Genomic DNA, 17,051 nt, shown 5'->3' on the forward strand with positions numbered 1-17,051 from the left:
CCCAAGAAAAGGATGCCCAATATGATAAATAATAAATTCATAAAAGTAATATTATTTGATTTTATAATTGCTTTGCTCTGCTTCGGAGCATTTATCCTTTATTTCTATATCATGCCACAGAAAGGAGACCAGAACGCTACCGTTTTAATCAACGAGGCTGCTACACTGTCCCAGGCTTTTGCTCTTCCAGACAGCAAAGACAACACCAAATCCAGATCATTCGGTCGAAAAAGAGGCAATAAAGAGAATCCCGGCAATGGTAATACTAATACAAAATCAATTGTATCAGAAAATAGCAGCCTGGATTTATCTGATAAAATCAATACCACTTTGGAGTCATACAAAAGTGATACCATACAACTGAACATTACAAAAAATGAGCTGGGAGAGGGGAATGATAAGATCACCTATTATACCGCTGATATCTACGTAACCTCCATCAAACAGCTTCAAACAGCTTTTGCCAATGGGACGTTTGGTAAGAATTTAAGAGAGACAACCGTTCAAATGGCTGAAGACAATGATGCTTTATTGGCAATATCCGGTGATTCCTACGGAAATAATGAAACTGGAATTGTAGTAAGAAACGGAATTCTTTACCGTTCAGATACGAATGACGCTGAAATATGCGTTTTGTTCCTGGATGGTACAATGAAAATATATACTCCAGAAGAATTTGACCAGGAACAGATACTGGAATGCGATGTATGGCAGGCGTGGAACTTCGGACCTTCGTTGTTGGATAACGGGTCAGTCAAGACTGTGTTCCAGACAACCTCTTATTTAAATGGAAGCAATCCCCGCTGTGCGATTGGTTATGCCGGTCCAGGACATTATAAGTTCGTTCTGGTTGACGGACGTAATACAGGCTATTCCAAAGGAGCAACCATGAGTGAACTTGCAGAAATCATGGCCAATGAAGATTGTCTGCTGGCATACAATCTGGATGGCGGAAAATCCTCCTCCATGGTATATCAGGGTAATTACGTAAATCAGCCAGTAGACGGCGGACGTACCATTAGTGATATTATTTATTTCAAAAAGGAGGAATCAAAGCAATGAAAGAATGGTATGTTAATTTATGGTCACACTTAACCTTTATTCTGTCACTATTCATAGCAACACTCTGGGTTTTGAATCTGTTAAACCCCATGATGAATTTTCTTAATAATTGGATTGCAGACTCTGCCATATTTCTTTTATGCATTTCATCACTTATTACCTCCGCCATTTCAATATGGCGGAGGTACAGGTGACTGTAGCTTAAATTACTTTAATTTGAAGCCGGAAACCACTGTCTTAAGCTCCTCTGCAATCCGCTCCTGCTTCTCTGACATCTTTGACATGTCCTGTACAACTATGTATGCTTTTTCAATCGTGCTAAGAACCATGCTGCTGTTGCCTGCCGTAGTCTGGACGGATTCGGAAACATTCTGTATGGCATCCCGCACTTCCTGCATTACCTGGCTGATGTTGGTCGCCATCTCCTCCACTTCATTGGAGATTTCTTCAACAGTAACGGCATCCCTGCCATATTGCTGTCCTACATTCACAAAATTGTCGTAATCAGGAGTTACGGTATCTCTTAAGAACAACAGCATAGACTGTGATCCGTCTAACATCATGGAAAATGCATTCTGAACATCTGTTATGGTGCCCTCGATTTCTTTTACAATCTCAGAAGTATCCTTGGCAAGTTTTCCGATTTCTCTGGCAACGACTGCGAAGCCTCTGCCCTGTTCTCCTGCCCTTACCGCTTCAATCGAGGCATTGAGTGACAGAAGATTAATCTGGGATGCGGTATTGGAAATAAGACGAGCCATATCGCCGATCCGTTCCACGACCTTTGCGTGCTGGACAGCCATCTGGAGATCCTGTTCTCTTTCCTGTGAAATCACAATGGCATTGTCATAAGCTTCCCTGCTTTTTTTCTCAATGTCTTTTGCCCGTTCCATAATCTCGCCAGCCATCTTGCTGCTCTTTTCCGTCTCACTGGCAAGTACTCCTACCGATGAGTTTACCTCTGCAAGAGAAGCATTCAGTTCTTCTGTTGCTGCACTGGAAGACATCATCGCCTTGTCTACATCACTCATATATGTTTTCACATCGCTGAACTGAACAAGCAGACCTGTTGATACTTTATTTAAATGAATACTGGCATCCGTAATATCACCTGCCTGGTCGGAAATCTGCTCGATCACTCCTTTATTGCTTTGGAACATATTATTTAATGAGCTGCTCATCTGACCCAGTTCATCTTTGCGTCTGGATTTCAACGGCTGTACCGTAAAATCACCGTCTGCAAGTGAACCTGCAAACTTGCGGACCTTCTTAAGACCTGATGTGATACTTCCGACCTGAAACAGAACTGCGATGATACATAAAACCAAAGCTGCTGCGCTGATTTTCGCCAGCTTTTCATTTAAGGCAACAATGGGCTCTGCCAGTTCAGATTGAGGCATCTTAATCATGATGATCCAACCCACTCCCGGAACCGTATCATAATAGAGGTTATAAGTTTCTCCACCCTCTGTATAAACCGTCTTTCCTTTGTCGTTCGCCACCATCTGGGCTGCTGCTGCGGAAAGTGTGGCATTCTCATCCTGAGTCATATTGACACCCTTACTCACTTTTTCTGCATCTGCGCCGCAAAGATAAACACCTTCACCGGAAATTAGTACTGCAGTTCCGTTCTTACCAACTTTAATCGATTTAATCAGTTCGTCAATATCGCTAAGCTGCATATCTACCGTAACTGCTCCAATGAAACGATTGCTGCTGTCATAAATAGGAGCTGTACAGCTTGCCATCATCATATTGAGCGTGGGATCAAAATAAGGATCGGTTATAATTGCATCCTTTGTCCCTCCTGATACGGATTTGTAATACGCCTGATTAAAATAGTCATAGCTCTCATTGCTGTATTCATTGGTTAAGGTCACCTTATTCCCGTCTTTATACCAGTAAGGCCCTACATACTTTTGCTGGGGATCATATACATTTGGTTCAAACCAGATTCCGCTGCCAAGTATTAACTCATTGCCAGATATAATATCTGCTATGGCCTTACCGTATGTATCAAGATCCGTAGACTGATAAGAGGCTCCTACGATATGAGAAATATTCATGGCTGTGGTCTCTACCGCATTCAAATAATTGTCAATGCCGTTTACATTCGCTTTCAGTTCTGATTCCATAGTGGAATTACTCTGCTGCTCAATCAACTCACTGCTTGTAGATTCACTGAGCTTCGCTAATAGTGCCAGTGCCAGCACTACGACGGGTAAAATGCCAAGGAGCATCTTGATCCCAATGCTTCTGATTCCTACTCTTCTTTTCATAATTTTATCTCCTGTAGTTCGGACTTCGACCTCATACTGCATGTTTCGACATTTTTGTTAAAAACATCATAACACACCAAGGTAAAATTTACTAATTACATTTGCTAATATTATGTATGCCTGATTCCGCTTTTTCTATTGCATTTTTACTTATGTACATATAAACTGATTATCAGAACTTTTATATTAATACAAACTCCTTTCCTCCCTGCACTTTTTACATAATATTAACAGTTTTCAATTATACTATTGGTATTCAAATTATGCAATATATGAATTTTACATATTTTAATCGTGTATTTTACAAATTTTATTATCATAAAATATAGTACGAGAGGTGACTATAATGGATCAAGACTATATCAATAAAAGAATTACAGAATTACGTCTTAAAAAGGGAGTGGCAGAACATAAGATGAGCCTGGAACTTGGACACAGCAGAAGTTACGTACAAAGTATCTCCAGCGGCAGAAGTCTCCCTTCCATGGCGGAGTTTCTGGCAATCTGTGAGTACTTAAGCGTAACGCCGAAAGATTTTTTCGATAATGATAATCCCAACCCGCCTTTAGTCAGGGATACAATAGACAAGCTTAAATCTTTGCCGGAAAGTGATTTACTGCTGATCTTAACCATGATTAACCGGCTTCAGTCAAAATAGGCGCAAACAAACCTTTGATAACAGATTATTTCATTGTCCCCGTGCAAAAGTACGGGGATTTTGAGGTACAAAGGGAAGTGCTTTTTATGTTCTTAAACTGCTGACACCTGATGAATTTTTAACATCATTGATCTCATCCAGGGAAACAATAGAGGGAATTGCCTCCAAAGCCCTTACATATAATTCATCCAGATCTCCTCTATTTAGCATTCCAAAAAAATATCCGTATAAATCCTGAAATGTCTGATCTTTTGTCATATAATCTCCTTCCTTTCGCCAGCCGTATCTCCAGCCGGAACGCAACCAATTGCATACGCATGTTCTTCCCAGCCATCTGGTAAATACAACCGAATGGGATCTCCTGGTTTGGGTGTAACATACAAGCCCGTTCCTTCCGGTGACGTATATACAGAAGAAAACGGAAACCAGATGGGTTTTCCATAGGTTTCATCTTTCTCACTCAGCAGCTTTATCTGAACTGCGTTCTCGCCTGTATTTTTAACATTCCCCATGATCATAAGTCCTGCAAGACTTAAATGCTCCTTTGCCGGAACCAGAAAACCGGACCGGGTGCGGAGTACATAATCAAACTCCACCTTACTCCCGCTGAAATTCATACTCATGGAGTATATGTAATAAGCGCTGTCTTCTATCATCACACAATCACATAAGTGCAGGCACTTTCTGCTTTTAATCAGATATTCAACAGTCTCACCTTTCTCAAAGTCATCATAACATTTGATACGGTACTGATCGGAGTTAAAACACTTTCTGCCTTTTCTTTTTATTCTTCCAAAATGGAAACAGATGTTATTATGAACACTGTCTGCCACCAGAATCTGATTTTTCTTTGCTGCAAGACGTATTAAAAACTGCCAGTCTGTCTCCATATACTGTACAGCCAGACCATCGGACATTTCCCGCATCTCTTTATTTAAAACTACAGTTGTATTCTCATATCCGGCAAGCACCGATCCAATTATCTGAAGATAATTCTGTCCCTCCCCCTGAAACGTCCTTATATGCTTTTCTCTGTCAAGATCCATAGTCAGGGACACTGCAAACAGATTCCAGTACACAGCTCCATCTGCCTGAATCTCATATCTTCTTTCAATTCTTCCTTTGAAAACAGGTGTTTCTTTCTTTTTCTCGTCAAGAAAAGTTATAGTCAGCAAAACCTCCTTCGATCCTCTAAGAATCAGAGTATCTTTTTCTGCACTTACCATTCCGGTTACAACAGCTGTAAAATGTTCGTTTACTCTTTTATCAATAAAACATTGTGTCGGATAAAACATTCCCCCGGAATCCAAATAGATTCTAAGTTGCTCCAATTTCATTCTCCTTACTATATATCGTAATACTCTTGCGGATTTCACTTAAGCAACGGCTCCAGTCCAGCCTTTTCTCAAACGGACAGCTAAACATTACCATCAGCAGCTTTCTGCCCACCGGATAAATAATCAATGTATTAAATAGATTATCATCAAGAGCTGTACTGATAAATTCCATCCATGCAAAAGGTACATTATGGGCTGACTCTGTCCCATCTTCCAGACAAACACTCATTGGTTGAAATCGCTTTAAAACAAGATAAAATTCCTGTATTACATCCGCAAGCTGTTCTGGCTTAATCTCTCTTTCTACCATACTGAAGGAGAAATTAACAGTGCCATCCTCATTTGTTTTTATAATTTCAGGACGCTGCTCAGAAAAATACTTTTTCTTCGCATCTTCCGGTTTCATATCCTTAAAGGTGGAGGGAAGAAAGATACCCACTTCGTTATCAAACATCCTTGCTTCACAAAACTGAAGCAATTCTCCCTCCACATAAATCCCTGTTTCAATACTGGTAAACCGGTTAATCCGTTCAAGATGCCTGTCATTCATCAGTTTCTCTTCTTCACACATGATTCTTCCTCTCTGGTATGTTCAATCTTTATCTAATATATACTGTACCATGTTCTCCTCTCCATGGCCTGCAATATAAGACAGTTCCTGACCTTTTGCGTAAATACCCTGTTCTTCCTCTCCTGCAGCAGATGCTCTGGTCATAACCAAAAGCAGTAATACTATCACTTCAATTACCAGCAGCAGTCTTTTGATTAATGATCCTTTTCTGCATACAGTCTTTTGTGATTTATAAGTAAATCTTGGTATTAAAACCAGCCTTTCCTGTAAGATTCTGCATTTTACAATTCCGGGTTCACGGGATGCAAAGTCAAACAGCATATTCTGACTTTTTTTCAGATAATATAAACGATTCCAAAAATGGAGATCTCCGTATAAAATATCTGTTTCCAATTCGTAATTTTTTATTTCCTCTGTTCCATCCTCCTTGCGGATTGAGCAGCTTGCTCTGTATTGGTAATAGCTTTCATTGTTTCTTTTATTCTGCACCATCAGCCCTCCTTTCGTTCCGAGAACTATATCACTTATAATTTACATTCTACATATTACTGAAAGAAATTCAACCGAAGTGCTAAAATTGTACACATTGAGCTCCAAAATTTGCATGCCGGACCAGTTGAAACAGCATACAATTAGATTTCTCCTTTGCTAAAACCAGTGAATCTATAATAGAAAAACGAGACTGTTGCCAGAACAACAGTCTCGTTTTCCTATTTCACTTTACTAATTTTCAGCACTCCATATACAAGCATAACGGACAGCAGCATATGGCTTATGGCCAGTACAACACAGACTCTCATATTAACAAACCAGAATATCGCACCTACGATTACTTCCATTAACCAGAACTGTCTGCTTTTTGACCGGTAACGGCTTGTCTCCTCTTCATCGAGAAGCTTGTTCCTGTCAGGAACAGGTGCAAACTTAAAGATCAGAATTCCTGAAATAAGAAACCCTGCAATTGGCAATATAAGAGCCACTGTCCCGACTATGTACTTCTCAAGCAGACAGACAATCAGAATAAGGATTGCTGAAACTACAGTACAGACTCCATTGGTTCTTGCGTGATACCCGCCGCAATATGACCTTAATGGTATATAGCTGGCAAGGAACACAAACACTGGCATAGGTGCACGCATGATTACCGCTATGAACACAGCCACGACTATGTTAATAATCTGGTTAATTAATACCTCATAGGCGTAAAGATATAAAGCGCGCTGATCATCTTTTAAAAGATTCTTTTTAATTTGCCAGCTGACTATGTCTTCTGAAATCCGTTGTAACATTAGAACTTCCTGAGCATCTTAGCCTCTTCTGGCACTTCTGGCTGATGATGAGCCCAGAAACAGGTTACATTAATTGTATAAGCTGCAACCAGTAATGCGCATGTGTTCATCACCTTCACCATTGATACTTTTCCTTTTAAAGCATTTAACATTTTTCTCATTTTGAGACCTCCTTTTTTCTTTCATAATATAACAGTAATTTATGTTTTTCAAGTCAAGTGCCAAAATTATACACGTTGAGTGCCAAAATTTGCACACAGCCCTTACAAAAACGCAGAAATCGTTAATACTGTATCGAATAAATTATCTTTTTGAGAAAGATTTAATGACCCTCCATACTTCTCTGCCAACGATGTTACGATTCCTACTCCCAAACCATGATGTTTTGAATCTTCTTTTGTTGACAGCAGTTTATCCCCCTCCTTTTTGACTTTCACTTTAAAACTATTTTCAATATGGAATATCAGAAAATAATTAGTTCCCATAAATAGTTTTATATTTACCATTCGCTTTCCCGCCTCACACTTCGCAGCTGCCTCCAGCGCATTGTCAAGCAGATTACCAAACATTGAAATCATATCGGAATCTGATATGAAATCCAAATTTAAATTTTTTTCTATAAAAATAGATAACTGTATATCAAGTTCCTTCGCCTTTGAAACACGTTCAGATAAAATAGCATTAAATACTGGATTGCTACTATAAATTACTATATTAATCTCTTCTTGTATTTTACCCTTTAATTCATCAATAATTTCAACTATTTTATTGTTTTCCCCATTTAAAGCTAATAAACGAAAACTGTTAAAATAAGAGTGAACATCATGCATAAAGCAGCGGTAATGGTCATTTATTTTTAAAATATTCTGAAAATGGTCATTTTCCATCTCTCTTTTAACCGAATAAAGTTCTGCATATTTTATTTTATTCATCATATCCGTATATCTCTCCAGGATGATAAATATAGCTGCATTTGATAGATATAATAACACCGCACCACCGCACATAAAAAATTGCAAAACAATAGTCTTAGGAAAATCCATATATAAAAAGCTGCTTGAAATAGCAAGGGATAAAATTGGCAGAATCAGTAAATACCACGAAAATCCATTATTATTCCTTATGTTTATTTTTTTAATATACTTTTCAATATAAATTAAAAATAGAATACCTACAATATATTCTAATATTAAAAAATATACTCCTCCTGATGTGAACCATGGAGGTATATAAAAAGGCAGATTATATGAAAAGAAACGATATAATAGTTCAAAAAGAACTTCTTTTCCTCCCACAAAAGCAAAATAAATTATGGTATATGCAATTCCATTTGTAAATGAAACTTTAAATAATAGCAAAGCATAAATATAACAAAAAAGTGGAATTGTAATAAAATTCAGGCCCACACTGCCAATTGCATTTTCAACAAAAATTAATAATGTTATAACTAAACTAATTATATGACGCTTCATACCAAAAGTTTTAAAAGGATATATGGCGGCAAAAAATCTGCACATCATATAAACATCTGCACCACAAAATAAAAGCCTGTTTATTGACAACAAATCATTTCCCATATCAAATGCCATCCTTATATTTTGATAACATAAATTCTTCCTTCAGCATATGAAACTCCTGCGCCTTGCTTCTGGTTATCTGAAACATGGTGTCAACATCCTTCAGCCGCAATATTTTACTGGTGCAGTAGATCAAATATTTAAAATTTATAATATAGCTGTCGTGTGGATAGCCAAAACCATATTTTTTAAGGCGTTCGTAAATTGTTTCCAGTCTTTCTGAAACGCGGATATCCGGAACGTCACTGCTATCTAAATCTTTTATTCCATAGATTCTGATTGAACTTTCAGAAATATGGACTCTGGTGTTTTTCTTATATTTTTCAATGTAAACAATATCATCTGCTCTTAAAAACAGCCGCTCCCGGTTTACATTGGCAGAAAGCAGGGGTGCCTGTCCCAATTCGATCATTTTATCAAGAGAATCCCTTATGTAACGGTCCATAACTTCATCAGTCATATTCTTCATAATATACCGATATGGCTGAACTTCAAAACTACGCGGCGAAGGTTCCGCAAAACCCGTATAAAAAACCAGTATCACATTATTATCCAGCTGACGAACCCTGACAGCTGTTTCTTCTCCATTCATTTCATTCATCTGAACATCAAGAAATATAATAGAAAATCTGATGTTCTTTATCGCTGCCAGAAGACTGATTCCTGAATCATATTCATGGATGCGGAACTTGTCGCTTTCCGGCATGTTTTTTCCAATTCGTTCTTTTAAACGCTCTCTGTCGCCGATACTATCATCACAAATAGCAATTTCAAACATACTTTTTCCCCTCTTACTTAATTACTTTCTATTAGATATCGTACTATCTCTCTTATTCTATAAGAAATATGTCAATAATACAAGAAAAGGCGCCAGAAAAATACAAAATTCATATTTTCCCGGTGCCTGATCCATAATTATCCTGCCGAATTATACCGCAAACTGGCTGTTGTAAAGCTGAGCATAAAAACCATTTTTAGAGAGGAGATCTTCATGAGTTCCCTGTTCAATAATATGGCCATCTCTCATGACAAGTATGACATCTGCCTCCTTGATTGTGGAAAGACGATGGGCAACAATAAAACTGGTACGTCCTTCCATCATTTTCGCGAACGCCTTTTGTATCTTTAATTCCGTCCTTGTATCAATGGATGAAGTCGCCTCATCAAGAATAAGAATTGGCGGCAGACAGAGCATAACTCTGGCAATGCACAAGAGCTGCTTCTGTCCCTGGGATAAATTACCTCCGTCTTCTGATATGATTGTATCATATCCCTGAGGCATTCGGGAAATAAAGCTGTGGGCATGGGCTTCTTTTGCTGCTGTTATAATTTCATCTTCCGAAGCCTCCGGCTTCCCATATGCAATATTCTCTCTTATGGTACCTGTCTTTAACCAGGTTTCCTGAAGAACCATTCCATATTCAGACCTTAAACTTTTTCTGGTTATATGCCGCACATCGTTTCCATCAACCTTGATTGATCCCGCATTTACATCATAAAAACGCATAAGCAGGTTGATGACAGTACTTTTTCCGCAGCCTGTGGGGCCAACAATGGCGATCCGCTTTCCCTGCCCCGCATGAAGATTCATATCTTCAATCAGAGGTACAGTGGGATTGTAGGAGAAGTCAACATGTTCCAGTACCACCTCACCCCTTGCATCATCCAGTACAATCGCATTGCTGTCATCTGGTACTTCTATTTCTTCATCAATTAATTCAAATACCCTGGCAGCAGAAGCAAGTGCGTTCTGAAGCTCTGTTACCACTCCTGAAATCTCATTAAACGGTTTCGTATACTGATTGGCATAGCTTAGAAAGCTGGACAGCTGTCCCACTGTTAAAAGGCCATTGACTGCAGCAAATGCTCCTGCAATTCCTACACACGCATATACAAGGCTGTTTACAAACCGGGTTGCCGGATTTGTGATGGAAGAAAAAAATGTCGCTTTCAGCCCCCATAGACGAAGGTCTTCATTAATAACTTCAAATTTTTTCTGAGCTTCGTCTTCATATGCAAAGGCTTTCACTACTTTCTGATTTCCTAACATCTCTTCCACCAGTGAAGTCAGCTCTCCCCTGGTCTGAGACTGCATCCGGAACATGCTGTAAGTTCTTTTTGCAATAAAGCTGGCCACAAACAGAGACAGCGGTGTAACAAGAACAACTAAGGCAGCAATCACCGGATTAATATAAAACATAAAAAACAATGTTCCAAGGATTGTTAAAACTCCAGTGAAAAGCTGGGTAAATCCCATGAGCAGGCCATCTGAAAACTGATCGATATCAGCAATAATTCTGCTGATAATATCCCCGTGGGCATGGGAATCTATATACTTTAAAGGAAGAATTTCCAGCTTGTTAAATGCCTGGGTTCTGATATCCTTTACTACACGGTAGGTGATCTGATTGTTAATATGGCTCATCACCCACTGCGCTGCTGCAGTAATCAGTATGACAACAGCAATCTGCAAAAGTATCATACCCATGGCGCTAAAGTCTACCGCTCCTGCACCTACAATACAGTCAATTGCACGGCCGATTAATATGGGAACATACAAAGTGAAAACCACGGTCAGAAATGCGCAGAACAGGGAGGCCATCACACTCCATTTATACTTTGCAATCTTATTTAAAATCCGCTTAATTGTGGACTTGTGCTTTTTTATATTCATATTACTGCACCTCCTTTTCAGACAGCTGGGAAAGGCAGATCTCACGGTAGACTTCACAGGATTCCATTAAATCACCATGATTTCCGCAGCCTGCCATCTGTCCGTCGTCTAAAACGACAATTCGGTCTGCATTTCTGATTGTGGAGGCTCTCTGGGATACCAGAAATACTGTCATGTCTTTTGTTTCTTCTTTAATTGCCTTACGAAGGCGGGCGTCTGTGGCAAAATCCAGTGCTGAAGCGCTGTCATCTAAAATGAGAATCTGGGGATCTTTGACAACCGCTCTGGCAATGGTAAGACGCTGACGCTGCCCTCCGGATAAGTTCTTACCTCCTGCCTCTATAATAAAGTCAAGGCCCTCGCCTTTCTCATCCACAAAATCCTTCGCCTGGGCAATGGTAAGAGCACGGTAAATCTCTTCATCAGAGGCATCTCTTTTTCCCCACTGCATGTTTTCCCTGATGCTTCCTTTAAACAATACCGCTCTTTGAGGAACGATTCCAACCATATTTCTCAGCTGGCTGAGAGGATAATTTCTGACGTCAATCCCTCCCACTTTAACATTTCCCTTTGATACATCGTAAAATCGGGGAATTAAATTTACCAGTGTGGTTTTACCAGAACCGGTTCCGCCTATAATTCCAATTGTTTCACCTTTCATAGCCTGAAATTCAATTCCGGCCAGTGATTCTGCTTTTGCTCCCTGATAAAAAAGACTGACTTGATCAAATTCCACCTTGGGTACATCTGCATCTTCCTTGACAATATCGTGATTTGTCTCCCTGATTCCTGATTCCATGGAAAATACGGAACTGATCCGGTTGGCGCAGGCCAGTGCTTTTGATATGGTAATAATCAGGTTTGCCAGTTTAACCAGTTCTACCAGAATCTGAGACATATAATTCACCAGAGCCACTACCTGACCCTGGGTGATGATACCCGATTCAACCCGGTTTGCGCCAGTGTTAATCAGAACTATGATTGCAAGGTTAATAATGACATAAGTAAGAGGATTCATCAGTGCAGAGATCTTTCCTACAAACACCTGAAATTTTACCAGCATGCCGTTTTCTTCATCAAACCGGCGGATTTCATCATTCTGGCGGTTAAAGGCACGAATTACACGGACTCCGCCTAAATTTTCTCTTGCAGTCAGTAAAACCCGGTCCAGCTGTTTTTGTACCTTCTTATATAAAGGCATACTTATAATCATTATGCCAAATACTACAACAGAAAGCACAGGTATGGAAACCATAAATATAAGAGCCGCCTTAAAATCTATGGTAAATGCCATGATCATTGCACCGAATACCACAAAGGGCGAACGGAGAAACAACCGTAAAAACAGATTGACCCCTGATTGAACCTGATTCACATCGCTGGTCATTCGTGTAATCAGAGTCGCAGTCCCGACGGTATCAATTTCCTGATAAGACAGGCTGTTGATATGGGCAAATAAATCATTTCTCAGTGAGGTGCCAAATCCGGCTGCTGCCTTTGCTGCGAAATACTGGGCAGTAATGGAGCAGGCAAGCCCTATAATGCCTAACAACACCAGCAATCCGCCCATAGAAAGAATATAGTGCAGATCGTGATTCTTAATTCCAATATCAATGACTCTGGCCATAACCAAAGGCACTAAAAGCTCAAAGCTGGCTTCCAGAAGTTTAAATAAAGGCCCCAGGATACTTTCCAGCTTATACTCTTTTAAATATTTAAGGAGCTTTTTCATGTTCCTTTTCCTCCGTAATCAATACTTTTTTAGAATAATGCCTTGTATTATTATACCATTTTGATATAATTATACAAGTACAAAATGAAAATCTTATGAATAGAGGATGTACCATATGGTTCCGATTAATTCAAAACAGCTTTATTATTTTACAGTCATTTCAGAAACCGGCAGTTTTACCGCTGCCGCAAAGAAACTGGGAATATCCCAGCCGCCTTTAAGCAAGCAGATCATGCTTTTGGAAGAAGAATTGGGGGTCAGACTTTTTGAGCGGGGTGCGAAAAAAACAGAGCTTACAGAAGCAGGAACTTATTTATATTTTAAAGCAAGAGATATTTTATCTCTGATGGATTCCGTATCAGAGGATTTAAAACACTTCCCCTCTTCTGCCAGAGGCCTGTTAAAGCTGGGTGTCATCTCTTCAGCGGGAACAGTTCTTGTGGATTTTCTGAAACATTTTACAGCAGATCATCCAGGTGTCCGGTTTGAAGTGACAGAGGGAAACACCTATGAGCTGCTGGAGAAGATGAAAAACGGACTGGTTGAGTGCTCGATTATACGGACACCTTTTAATCCGGAAGGGCTGGAATGTGTCTATGGTAAGAAAGAACCGATTATGGCAGTGGGGATTCCAGAATTTTTTCCGCAGATATCAGATGACAAAGTAAGTATCACCGGCTTAACGGGAAAGCGGCTGATATATTACCGCAGATTTGATTCCATCATATCTCTCGCATTTCAAAACAGCGGCACAGAGCCAGATATATTCTGCCGAAATGACGATGCAAGAACCTGTCTTCAATGGGCAAAAGCCGGACTGGGGATCGCACTGGTGCCTCAATCCATCTGCGATATCACAGGGCAGAATAACCTGATGTTTAAGGAGATTGATTCTCCTGATACAGTCACTCAGATTGCAGCAGTTTATAAAAAAAATGGCTATGTTTCAAACATAGCCAGAGAATTTGTAAATAGTTTTGGTTGTCAGAACGGTATGCTTTAATCAAACAGGCTTAACTGGGTTATCTGGTAATTTTTCTTATAAGCATGAATGATATCCGGCATTTTATACAGAATCCTGTTGCGCTCACACTCTTCCGAAAATATTTGCCATAATTTACGTGCTTTGGGACTGGTACAATGATAATTATTTTTATACTGTTTCATGTATTTTTCGTCAAGATGTTCCCCGGGAAACAACTCCCTTAAACGGTCGTAATACCATTCTCTTTGATTGTTACGAAGTGTGACCCCAAAAGCAGGATAGATAAAATCGGCGCCGGTTTCTTTTGCGGCATTTATAATTGAACGTATATTCTCCTCATGATCCTCTAAAAAAGGAAGCACTGGCATGAGGAGAATCCCTGCAAACAGTCCCCGATCCTTTAACGCCGCAATCAAAGACAACCGGTCAGAGGGTCTGGAGACTCTTGGCTCTAATTTAGCAGCCAGGGCATCGTCAGTGGTTGTAACCGTAACTTTTAACAGTACAGGAGAATGATCTGCTATACTTTCCAGTATATCAATGTCTCTGGTAAGCAGATTGCTTTTTGTGGCAATTGCTGCACCGAAACCAAAAGCATCAATTAATTCCAGAGCATGTCTGGTTAGTTCCAATTCCTTTTCCAGCGGATTATAAGGATCACTCATAGCCCCTGTGCCCACCACTCCGTTTTTTACCTTTCGTCTTAAATCATCCCGGATAATCCGCAGAGCATCTTCTTTGACCCGAACCTGATCAAACCGGTCTATTCCATAACAGTCCGAACGGCTGTCACAGTAAATGCAACCATGACTGCAACCCCTGTAAATATTCATGTTATAATCAATCCCGAACCACCCGGAATCCTTTGTTTTTGTTACAATTGTCTTTGCAGGAATGAGCTCCATACCTCCGTCCTCTCTTTCTTATTTTGCTAAAAAGGTGATCCCTTGATATTTTCTTTCTTCCATGTTAATATGCTTATACGAGATAAGAAGGGAAGAGTTTATTATGATACGTTTGTTATTGCGCTGCAAGCAGATATACGACAAATTTACCAGAGATGAAATGACTGTCTATGCAGCACAGGCATCATTTTTTACCATAATTGCTGCTTTTCCGTTTATTATGCTGTTATTAGCAATGATTCAGTTTATCCCATCCATTACAAAAGCAAACCTGCTCCAGGTTTTAATCACAATTATTCCAAGCACTTTAGAGATTGACAGCGTCATCGTTACTGTAATTGAAGATCTTTATACTCATACTCCTGCGGCAATTTTATCTGCTACTGCCATTGCCGCGATCTGGTCCGCTTCCAGAGGCATGCTGAGCATAGAGCGTGGATTAAACCGTGTTTTCGGTCAGGAGAATAAGAGGAGCTATTTAATGACCCGTTTTGTCTGTGCCTGTTATACGGTTGTATTCATTATCATCTGTCTTCTGACGCTTGTACTTTTAGTACTGGGAGGTTCCATACAGTCATTTATGAACCATCATTTTCCTATCCTAGGTGAGATCACCCGATATGTTATCAGCTTTCGTACCATGCTTTTATTTATTCTCACCTTGTGTTTTGCCATGCTTTATACCTATGTACCTGAAAAGAAACAGCAATTTATGAAGCAGATCCCGGGTGCCGTATTTTCTACCCTTGGCTGGATCGGTTTCTCCTTTGCTTTTTCTATCTATTTTAGCAACTTCAGCAACTATTCCGTGATGTACGGAAGCCTGACTGCCATCGTCCTCTTGATGTTATGGCTTTATTTTTGCATCTCCATCCTGTTTTTCGGAGCCGAGATCAATTATTATTACTCAGAAAACTGGAAAGACGGAACATAACTTAGGAAAGCCAGTGATTCCCTTAAGAATCCCTGGCTTTTTGATACGGACGATCTAAGAAAAAAGAGGCGTTGACAAATATCTGTCACCTGTGTCAGGAAGAAGCACTACGATTGTCTTGCCTTGGAATTCAGGCCGTTTCGCTACTTCTTTCGCAGCCCATACAGCTGCGGCTGAGGAGATACCCACAAGAATTCCTTCTGTCTTAGCGATCTCTTTTCCGGTTTCATATGCGTCATTATTCTCTACCGGTATAATTTCATCGTATACATCCCTGTTGAGTACAGTTGGAACAAAACCAGCTCCAATTCCCTGAATTCCATGAGGACCTGGCTTTCCGCCTGAAAGAATGGGTGATCCTGCCGGCTCAACCCCAATAATTCTGATGTGCGGGTTCCTGTCTTTTAAAAATTCCCCAGCACCAGTGATTGTTCCCCCAGTACCAATTCCTGCAACAAATACATCGACTTTCCCATCTGTATCCGCCCAAATTTCAGGTCCGGTTGTTTCACGATGTATTCTTGGATTCGCAGGATTATCAAACTGTCCCATAATAACCGAACCTTCTATCTCTTTTTGCAGCTCTTCTGCTTTTTCAATTGCGCCTCTCATTCCTTTTGTTCCTTCTGTAAGCACAATTTCAGCCCCATACGCTTTTAAAAGATTCCTTCTTTCTACACTCATGGTCTCTGGCATAGTCAGGATCGCACGGTAGCCTTTCATGGCAGCAATACTGGCAATACCGATCCCGGTATTCCCGGAAGTAGGTTCAATAATGGTGGCACCTGGTTTAATCGTACCGTCTTTTTCTCCAGCCTCAATCATGGCTAATGCTGCTCTGTCTTTCACACTGCCTGCCGGATTAAAATATTCCAGCTTTGCAATGACAGAAGCTTTCAGTCCATGCTTCCTTTCATAATTGGAGAGTTCCAGCAAAGGAGTATTGCCGATGAGTTCCATAGCACTTTTTTTGATATTTCCCATAATCATCCTCTTTTCTCATACGTTTATAAATCCCGCGTATGTGTCCTGATTATATTTTATCTGC

Annotated in this window: 17 protein-coding genes; 4 read left to right on the forward strand and 13 right to left on the reverse strand. The window is 39.9% G+C overall.

The features are described 5' to 3' along the window. The first annotated feature begins 21 nt into the window (after window positions 1-21). Complete coding sequence (locus BXY41_RS14720) at window positions 22-1,062, forward strand: phosphodiester glycosidase family protein (RefSeq protein WP_242980207.1); 1,041 nt, start codon at window positions 22-24, stop codon at window positions 1,060-1,062. A 206-nt stretch (window positions 1,063-1,268) separates the two neighbouring features. Here the strand turns inward: BXY41_RS14720 and BXY41_RS14730 are convergent, their stop codons facing one another. After that, window positions 1,269-3,341, reverse strand: coding sequence for a methyl-accepting chemotaxis protein (locus BXY41_RS14730; RefSeq protein ID WP_170072379.1), 2,073 nt, complete (start codon window positions 3,339-3,341; stop codon window positions 1,269-1,271). A 346-nt stretch (window positions 3,342-3,687) separates the two neighbouring features. Between BXY41_RS14730 and BXY41_RS14735 the strand changes: the two genes are divergently transcribed. Next, complete coding sequence (locus BXY41_RS14735; RefSeq protein WP_104437610.1) at window positions 3,688-3,999, forward strand: helix-turn-helix domain-containing protein; 312 nt, start codon at window positions 3,688-3,690, stop codon at window positions 3,997-3,999. Window positions 4,000-4,083: 84 nt separating this feature from the next. On the opposite strand, the gene BXY41_RS26795 is transcribed toward BXY41_RS14735, so the two are convergent. The 10 genes from BXY41_RS26795 to BXY41_RS14780 all read right to left on the reverse strand — a co-directional run bounded on the left by BXY41_RS26795 (window position 4,084) and on the right by BXY41_RS14780 (window position 13,179). After that, a complete protein-coding gene (locus tag BXY41_RS26795; RefSeq protein WP_170072381.1) occupies window positions 4,084-4,257 on the reverse strand; it encodes a hypothetical protein in 174 nt (57 codons plus the stop codon). Next, window positions 4,254-5,330 carry a hypothetical protein gene (locus BXY41_RS14740; RefSeq protein WP_104437611.1) on the reverse strand — a complete coding sequence of 359 codons (1,077 nt, stop codon included), beginning with the start codon at window positions 5,328-5,330 and terminating at the stop codon, window positions 4,254-4,256. Before BXY41_RS14740 ends, BXY41_RS26795 begins: the two co-directional genes overlap by 4 nt. Then, a complete protein-coding gene (locus tag BXY41_RS14745) occupies window positions 5,317-5,907 on the reverse strand; it encodes a hypothetical protein (RefSeq protein WP_104437612.1) in 591 nt (196 codons plus the stop codon). Before BXY41_RS14745 ends, BXY41_RS14740 begins: the two co-directional genes overlap by 14 nt. A gap of 21 nt (window positions 5,908-5,928) precedes the next feature. Then, window positions 5,929-6,399, reverse strand: coding sequence for a hypothetical protein (locus tag BXY41_RS14750; protein ID WP_104437613.1), 471 nt, complete (start codon window positions 6,397-6,399; stop codon window positions 5,929-5,931). Between the two features lie 218 nt (window positions 6,400-6,617). After that, complete coding sequence (locus tag BXY41_RS14755; RefSeq protein ID WP_104437614.1) at window positions 6,618-7,196, reverse strand: accessory gene regulator ArgB-like protein; 579 nt, start codon at window positions 7,194-7,196, stop codon at window positions 6,618-6,620. Continuing rightward, on the reverse strand, window positions 7,196-7,357 hold the full coding sequence (locus BXY41_RS14760; RefSeq protein WP_242980208.1) for a cyclic lactone autoinducer peptide: 162 nt from the start codon (window positions 7,355-7,357) through the stop codon (window positions 7,196-7,198). The genes BXY41_RS14755 and BXY41_RS14760 overlap by 1 nt, the downstream gene beginning before the upstream one ends. 102 nt (window positions 7,358-7,459) lie before the next feature. Further along, on the reverse strand, window positions 7,460-8,773 hold the full coding sequence (locus tag BXY41_RS14765) for a sensor histidine kinase (protein ID WP_170072383.1): 1,314 nt from the start codon (window positions 8,771-8,773) through the stop codon (window positions 7,460-7,462). Between the two features lies 1 nt (window position 8,774). Further along, window positions 8,775-9,551, reverse strand: coding sequence for a LytR/AlgR family response regulator transcription factor (locus tag BXY41_RS14770; protein WP_104437616.1), 777 nt, complete (start codon window positions 9,549-9,551; stop codon window positions 8,775-8,777). A 150-nt stretch (window positions 9,552-9,701) separates the two neighbouring features. After that, window positions 9,702-11,447, reverse strand: a complete 1,746-nt coding sequence (locus tag BXY41_RS14775; protein WP_104437617.1) for an ABC transporter ATP-binding protein — start codon at window positions 11,445-11,447, stop codon at window positions 9,702-9,704. 1 nt (window position 11,448) lies between these two features. After that, on the reverse strand, window positions 11,449-13,179 hold the full coding sequence (locus tag BXY41_RS14780) for an ABC transporter ATP-binding protein (protein WP_104437618.1): 1,731 nt from the start codon (window positions 13,177-13,179) through the stop codon (window positions 11,449-11,451). 115 nt (window positions 13,180-13,294) lie between these two features. Here BXY41_RS14780 and BXY41_RS14785 point away from each other — a divergent pair, with 115 nt between their 5' ends. Continuing rightward, complete coding sequence (locus BXY41_RS14785) at window positions 13,295-14,182, forward strand: LysR family transcriptional regulator (RefSeq protein WP_104437619.1); 888 nt, start codon at window positions 13,295-13,297, stop codon at window positions 14,180-14,182. On the opposite strand, the gene BXY41_RS14790 is transcribed toward BXY41_RS14785, so the two are convergent. Beyond that, window positions 14,179-15,069 carry an SPL family radical SAM protein gene (locus BXY41_RS14790; RefSeq protein WP_104437620.1) on the reverse strand — a complete coding sequence of 297 codons (891 nt, stop codon included), beginning with the start codon at window positions 15,067-15,069 and terminating at the stop codon, window positions 14,179-14,181. The two genes, BXY41_RS14785 and BXY41_RS14790, sit on opposite strands and share 4 nt — an antisense overlap. 103 nt (window positions 15,070-15,172) lie before the next feature. Here BXY41_RS14790 and BXY41_RS14795 point away from each other — a divergent pair, with 103 nt between their 5' ends. Further along, the gene (locus BXY41_RS14795; protein ID WP_104437621.1) at window positions 15,173-16,003 is read left to right on the forward strand and encodes a YihY/virulence factor BrkB family protein; all 831 of its coding nucleotides are present in this window, start codon (window positions 15,173-15,175) and stop codon (window positions 16,001-16,003) included. A 54-nt stretch (window positions 16,004-16,057) separates the two neighbouring features. On the opposite strand, the gene cysK is transcribed toward BXY41_RS14795, so the two are convergent. Then, the gene (gene cysK / locus BXY41_RS14800; RefSeq protein WP_104437622.1) at window positions 16,058-16,987 is read right to left on the reverse strand and encodes a cysteine synthase A; all 930 of its coding nucleotides are present in this window, start codon (window positions 16,985-16,987) and stop codon (window positions 16,058-16,060) included. Window positions 16,988-17,051: the final 64 nt, after the last annotated feature.

This window comes from Lacrimispora xylanisolvens (assembly GCF_002934545.1).
Taxonomy (GTDB): Bacteria; Bacillota; Clostridia; order Lachnospirales; family Lachnospiraceae; genus Lacrimispora; species Lacrimispora xylanisolvens.